A 5,956-nucleotide genomic window follows, 5' to 3' on the forward strand; every position below is an offset into this window, starting at 1 on the left:
GGGCTGGCGGCGAGGAGTTCGACGGCCATGCCCGCCCACTGCGACCCCTGCCCCGGGAACACGAACACCGCACCCGAACCGGAAGCCGGAACCGACTCCGCCTCGGCCAACCCGCCGAGCTGCGCCACGAGTTCGGGCAGATCCCGCCCCGCCACCACCGCCCGGTGCTCCAGCACCGCCCGGCCCGACGCGAGCGTCCGCGCCACCGCCACCGGGTCGGCGCCGGGATGCGCCGCCGCCCACTCCCGCAGCCGCGCCACCTGCGCCCGCAGCGCCGCACCCGACCGTGCCGAGAGCACCCACGGCACCACCCCGCGGACGGTCTCGCCCGCCGACGGGTCCGCCGCGTCCGGCGCCTCCTCCAGCACCACGTGCGCATTGGTGCCGCTCGCGCCGAAGGACGAGACGGCGGCCCGGCGCGGGCGCTCCGAGCGCGGCCAGGCCACCGGCTCGGTCAGCAGCCGGACGTTGCCCGTCGCCCAGTCGATGTGCGGTGACGGGGCGTCGATGTGCAGGGTCGGCGGCAGTTCCTCGTGCCGCAGCGCCAGCACCGTCTTGATCACCCCGGCCACGCCCGCCGCCGCCTGGGTGTGCCCGATGTTGGACTTCACCGAGCCGAGCCAGAGCGGCCGGTCCTCGGGGCGGCCCCGCCCGTAGGTGGCCAGCAGCGCCTGCGCCTCGATCGGGTCGCCGAGTGCCGTGCCCGTCCCGTGCGCCTCCACGGCGTCGACGTCGCGCGCGGCCAGGCCGGCGGCCTCCAGGGCGGCCCGGATCACCCGTTCCTGCGAGGGGCCGTTCGGCGCCGTCAGTCCGTTGGACGCGCCGTCCTGGTTCACCGCGCTGCCGCGCACCACCGCGAGGACGGGGTGTCCGTGGCGCCGCGCGTCCGACAGCCGCTCGACCACGAGCAGCCCGGCCCCGTCCGCCGGGCTGAAGCCGTCCGCGGCGGCCGAGAACGGCTTGCAGCGGCCGTCCGGGGCGAGGCCGCGCTGGCGGGCGAAGTTGACGAAGGTCTCCGGGGTGCACATCACGGTGGCGCCGCCCGCGAGCGCGAGGTCGCACTCCCCCGAGCGCAGCGCGCCGACCGCCAGGTGCAGCGCGACCAGCGCCGAGGAGCACGCGGTGTCCACGGTCACGGCCGGCCCCTCCAGGCCGAGGACGTAGGACACCCGGCCGGCCAGCAGGCTGGCGGCGTTGGCCATGCCGAGCGTGCCGTCGCGGCCCTTGGCCGTGCGGGCGAGGACGGTGGTGTAGTCGAGCCAGTTGATCCCGGTGTAGACCCCGGTGCGGCTGCCTCGCAGGCTCGTCGGGTCGATGCCGCCGCGCTCGAACGCCTCCCAGGAGATCTCCAGCAGCAGGCGCTGCTGCGGGTCCATGGCCAGCGCCTCGCGCGGCGAGATCCCGAAGAAGCCGGCGTCGAACTCGGCGGCGTCGTAGAGGAATCCGCCTTCGCGGACGTACGCCGTGCCGGGGGTGTCGGGGTCGGGGTCGTACAGGGCCTCCAGGTCCCAGCCCCGGTCGGTCGGGAAGGGGCCGATCGCGTCGCCGCCGCCCGCCACGAACTCCCACAGCCGCTCCGGTGTCGACAGCCCGCCCGGGAAGCGGCAGGCCATGCCCACGATGGCGATCGGCTCGCGGCCCTGCTCCTCCAGCTCCCGCACCCGCCGGTGCGCGTCCCGCGCGTCGGCGACGGCCCGCTTGAGGTACGACCGCAGCTTCTCTTCCGACTCGGCCACGTCTACTCCGACTCCTCGATCGAACGGTCGTTGTCGCTGGTCTGGTGCCGGTCCTGCCGGTCCTGCCGGTCCTGCCGGTGCCCGGGGATCACTCGAAGCCCTGGTCGACGAGGGAGAACAGCTCGTCGTCGGTGGCGGACCGCAGGTCGTCCGCGTCGGCTCCCTCCGCCCCGCCGTCCGCGTCCGCGCCGGTGTCCGCGCACAACGCCAGGAGCTCGCGCAGGCGTTCGGCGACCCGGTCGCGGGCGCCGGCCTCGGCCAGGACCGCCGGCAGGGCCTCGTGCAGCCGGTCCAGGTCGGCGAGCACGGGGGTGGCCTCCGAGGCGTCCTCGGCGAGGCGCGTCACGACGTGGCGGGCCAGGCTGACCGGGTTCGGGTAGTCGAACACCAGGGTCGAGCGCAGGTGCACCCCGGTGGCGCGGATCAGGCGGTTCCGCAGGTCGACCGCCATCAGGGAGTCGAAGCCGACCTCCTTGAACGCCCGCTCGGGCCCGACCTGGTCCTCTCCCTGGTGGCCCAGCACGGCGGCCGCCAAGGTCCGGACGAGCGTGATCAGTTCACGCTCGCGCTCCTCCCCGGACAGCGCCGCCAGCCGCCGCTGCAGGGCCTCGCCGCCCGCGGTCTCGGCCGCCCCGGCGGCCCCCGCCTGGCGGCGCGCCGCCAGGCCGCGCAGCAGGTGCCGCAGCGGACCGGGGACGGCCTCCGGGCGGGTGCGCAGCGCCGCGCGGTCGGGCCGGGCGAGGACCAGTCCGGGACCACCGGCCATGCACAGCGCCTCGTCGAAGAGGGCGACCGCCTCGGCCTCGGTCAACTCCAGGAGCCCTGCCGGGGGTTCGGCGTCGTGTCCGCCGAGCGCGACGGGCCCCCAGGCAAGGACCGCGGCGGGCAGTCCCTCGGCGTGCCGGGCGGCTGCCAGCGCCTCGGCGAAGGCGGCGGCCGCAGCAGCCTCGGGCTGCTCGGGCACGCCGAGCAGGCCGCTCGCCGGGGAGAGCGCCAGGAGGAGCGCGCCCGAGTGCTCGGCGGTGGCGTCCTTCAGCGCGGCGCTCAGCCCCTCGCGGTCGCCGGAGGCCCAGGTGACGACCTCGGCCTCGGCGCCCGCCTCGGCCAGCCGGCCTGCGAGCCGGCGCACGGCGTCGGTGCCGGTACCGGTGCCGGTGTTGTCGCTCGGCAGGAGGACGAGGCGGCGGACGCCGTGGGCGGCGACGAGGTGTCCGGCCAGTACGGCGGCGAGCGGGGCGTCCGCGCCGCCGATCAGCACCGTGCCACCCCGGGCCAACTGCGGTCCTTCCGTAGCCGGTTGGGCCACCGGGGCCTTGACCAGGGACGGGGCGAACGGCCGTCCGCCGCGCAGGGCGAGCCTCGGTTCGCCGCTGGACGCCAGTACGGGCAGCGCGGCGGCCGAGGCCGGGTCGTCGTCCAGGTCGACGAGCAGGATCCGGTCCGGGTGCGCGGCCTGCAGCGCGCACGCCGCGCCCCACCCGGCCGCCCTCGCCGGATCGGGCACCCGGTCCTCGGCGGCCGCGCGGACGGCCTGCCGGGTCACCAGCAGGAGCCTGCTCTCCGCCAGCCCCGGTGCGGCCGCCCACGCCGCGACCTCGGCGGCGACCCGGGCCACCGTACGGCCGACGGCCTGGTCCGGGTCGGTCACGGCGAGCACCACGACATCCGGCGCGGGCCCACCGGCCGCGACGGCGGCGGCGAGCGCCGCCACGTCCTCGTAGCGCAGCACCGCATCGAGGCCGTCGAAGCCGTCGAGGCCGTCCGCCGCGCCGAGCAGGGCGAGACGTCCGGGCGCGTCGCAGCGCGGCTCGACCGCCTCGCACGCGTCCCAGCTCAGCCGGAAGAGCGCGTCCCGGTGCACCCCGCCGGCCGCGCGCAGCTGCTCGGCGGAGACCGGGCGGACGGACAGCGACTCGACGACGGCGACCGGGCGGCCCGCCGCGTCCGCGACCCGCATCGAGACCGCGCCCTCCCCGGCCGGGGACAGCCGGACCCGCAGGCCGACCGGCCCCGCGCCGGAGAAGCGGACGCCGCGCCAGGAGAACGCCACCCGCACCTCCTCGTCCGCACCGGCGCCCGCCCGCAGCGCCTGCACCCCGGCGTCGAGCAGGGCCGGGTGCACGGCGAAACCGGCCGCCTCGCGCTCCTGCTCGGCGGGGAGTTCGACGGCGGCGAACAGGTCGTCGCCGTGCCGCCAGGTCTGGCGCAGGCCCCGGAAGGCGGGGCCGTAGTCGACCCCGGCGGCCGCCAGGCGCTCGTAGAAGTCGCCGACGTCCAGCGGCTCGGCGCCGGTCGGCGGCCAGCTCGCCCACGCGGGATCGGCGGCGTCGACCAGTGTGCCGTCGACCGGCGCGCCGTCCGCCAGCGTGCCGTCCGCGTGCCGCGTCCAGGGCTCCTCGGCCGGCGCGTGCTCCGGCCGCGAGTGCACGCTGACCGTACGGACGCCGGCCGGGTCCGGCGCGCCCACGACGACCTGGATCCACAGCGCCTCGGCGTCCGTGTCGGGCAGGACGAGCGGGGTGTGCAGGGTCAGTTCCTCGACGGTCGGACTGCCGACCTCGCCGCCCGCCCAGGCCGCCAGCTCGACGAACAGCGTCCCCGGCACGATCGCCGCGCCCAGGACGACGTGGTCGGCGAGCCAAGGGTGAGCGGCCGTGGAGAGGCGGCCCGTGAACAGCACGGTGCCGTCGTGCGCCGAGCTGACCGCCGCACCCAGCAGCGGGTGCCCGGCCGACGCCAGCCCGAGCCCGGCCGGGTCGCCCGTCCGGACACCCTGGTCGAGCCAGTAGCGGCGACGCTGGAAGGCGTACGTCGGCAGGTCGGCCCGGGGTCCGGCGGGCAGCTGGGTGGCCCAGTCGACAGGCAGGCCCGCGACGAAGGCCGCGGAAAGGGCCGTCACCAGGCGCTCGGGGCCGCCCTCGCCGCGGCGCAGGGTCTCCAGGACGGCGCCGCCGGGGGTGTCCTCCAGCTGGTCGGCGATCGGGACGACGAGGCCGGGGTGGGGGCTGCACTCCAGGAACAGCGTGTGGCCGTCCGCGACCGCCGATGCGACCGCCGTGTCCAGGCGGACGGTGCCGCGCAGGTTGTCGAACCAGTACGAACCCGCCAACCGCTCGGGGTCGGCGACCACTTCACCGGTGACCGTGGAGTACATCGCGATCCGGCCAGCCAACGGCCGTACGCTCGCCGACAGTTCGGCGACCTCGTCGCGCACCGCGTCCATGTGCGCCGAATGCGAGGCGTAGTCCACGGGGATCATGCGCGCCCGGACACCCTCGCGCTCGCACCGCTCGACCACGGCCGCCAGGGCCTCGGTGTCACCCGACAGCACCACGCTGGACGGACCGTTGACCGCCGCCAACGACAACCGGCCATCGGCCTCCACGAGTTCAGCCGCCCGCTCGACACCGACACCGACCGACAGCATCCCGCCGCCCGACACCTGCCGCAGCGCCCGACTGCGCAGCACCACCACCCGCGCCGCGTCTTCGAGCGAGAGCAACCCGGCCACGTGCGCGGCGGCGATCTCCCCCTGCGAGTGCCCGATCACGGCGGACGGCCGCACCCCGCAGGACTCCCACCACCGGGCCAGCCCGACCATCACGGCGAACAGCGCGGGCTGCACGACGTCGACCCGCTCCAGCAGCCCGTCCGAACCGTCCCGCAGGACGTCCACCAGCGACCAGTCCGTCAACGAATCCATCACCGCCGCACACTCATCAACCGCAGCAGCGAACACCGGCGAGACATCAAGGAGTTCAGCCGCCATCCCCGCCCACTGCGACCCCTGCCCCGGGAACACGAACACCGCACCCGAACCGGAAACAGGAACCGACTCCCCCTCGGCCACCTCACCCAGCCGCGCCACGAGCTCGGCCAGATCCCGCCCCGCCACCACCGCCCGGTGCTCGAACACCGCCCGCCCCGTCACCAGCGCCCGGCCGACGTCTGCCGGCTCGGCCTCGGGATGCGCCACCGCCCACTCCCGCAGCCGCTCCGCCTGCGCCCGCAACGCCGCACCCGACCGCGCCGACACCACCCACGGCACCACCCCGCCCGGGCTCACCGCCTCCGGCACGACCGTCTCCGGCGCCTCCTCCAGCACCACGTGCACATTCGTGCCGCTGATCCCGAACGAGGACACCCCGGCCCGCCGGACCCGCGAACCGCCCGCAGGCCACGGCACCTCGTCCGTCAGCAGCTCCACCGCGCCCGCCGAC

At 76.6% G+C, this 5,956-nt stretch carries 2 protein-coding genes; both read right to left on the minus strand.

What is annotated here, in order from left to right; all coding sequences use genetic code 11:
* Nucleotides 1–1,736: type I polyketide synthase (locus tag VM95_RS36675; protein ID WP_045705472.1), on the minus strand; the 1,736-nt coding region annotated here is incomplete at its 3' end.
* A gap of 88 nt (nucleotides 1,737–1,824) precedes the next feature.
* Nucleotides 1,825–5,943: a type I polyketide synthase gene (locus VM95_RS36680; RefSeq protein ID WP_052707804.1), complete on the minus strand. Its 4,119-nt coding sequence runs from the start codon at nucleotides 5,941–5,943 to the stop codon at nucleotides 1,825–1,827.
* Nucleotides 5,944–5,956: the final 13 nt, after the last annotated feature.

This window comes from Streptomyces rubellomurinus (genome assembly GCF_000961885.1).
Taxonomy (GTDB): Bacteria; Actinomycetota; Actinomycetes; order Streptomycetales; family Streptomycetaceae; genus Kitasatospora; species Kitasatospora rubellomurina.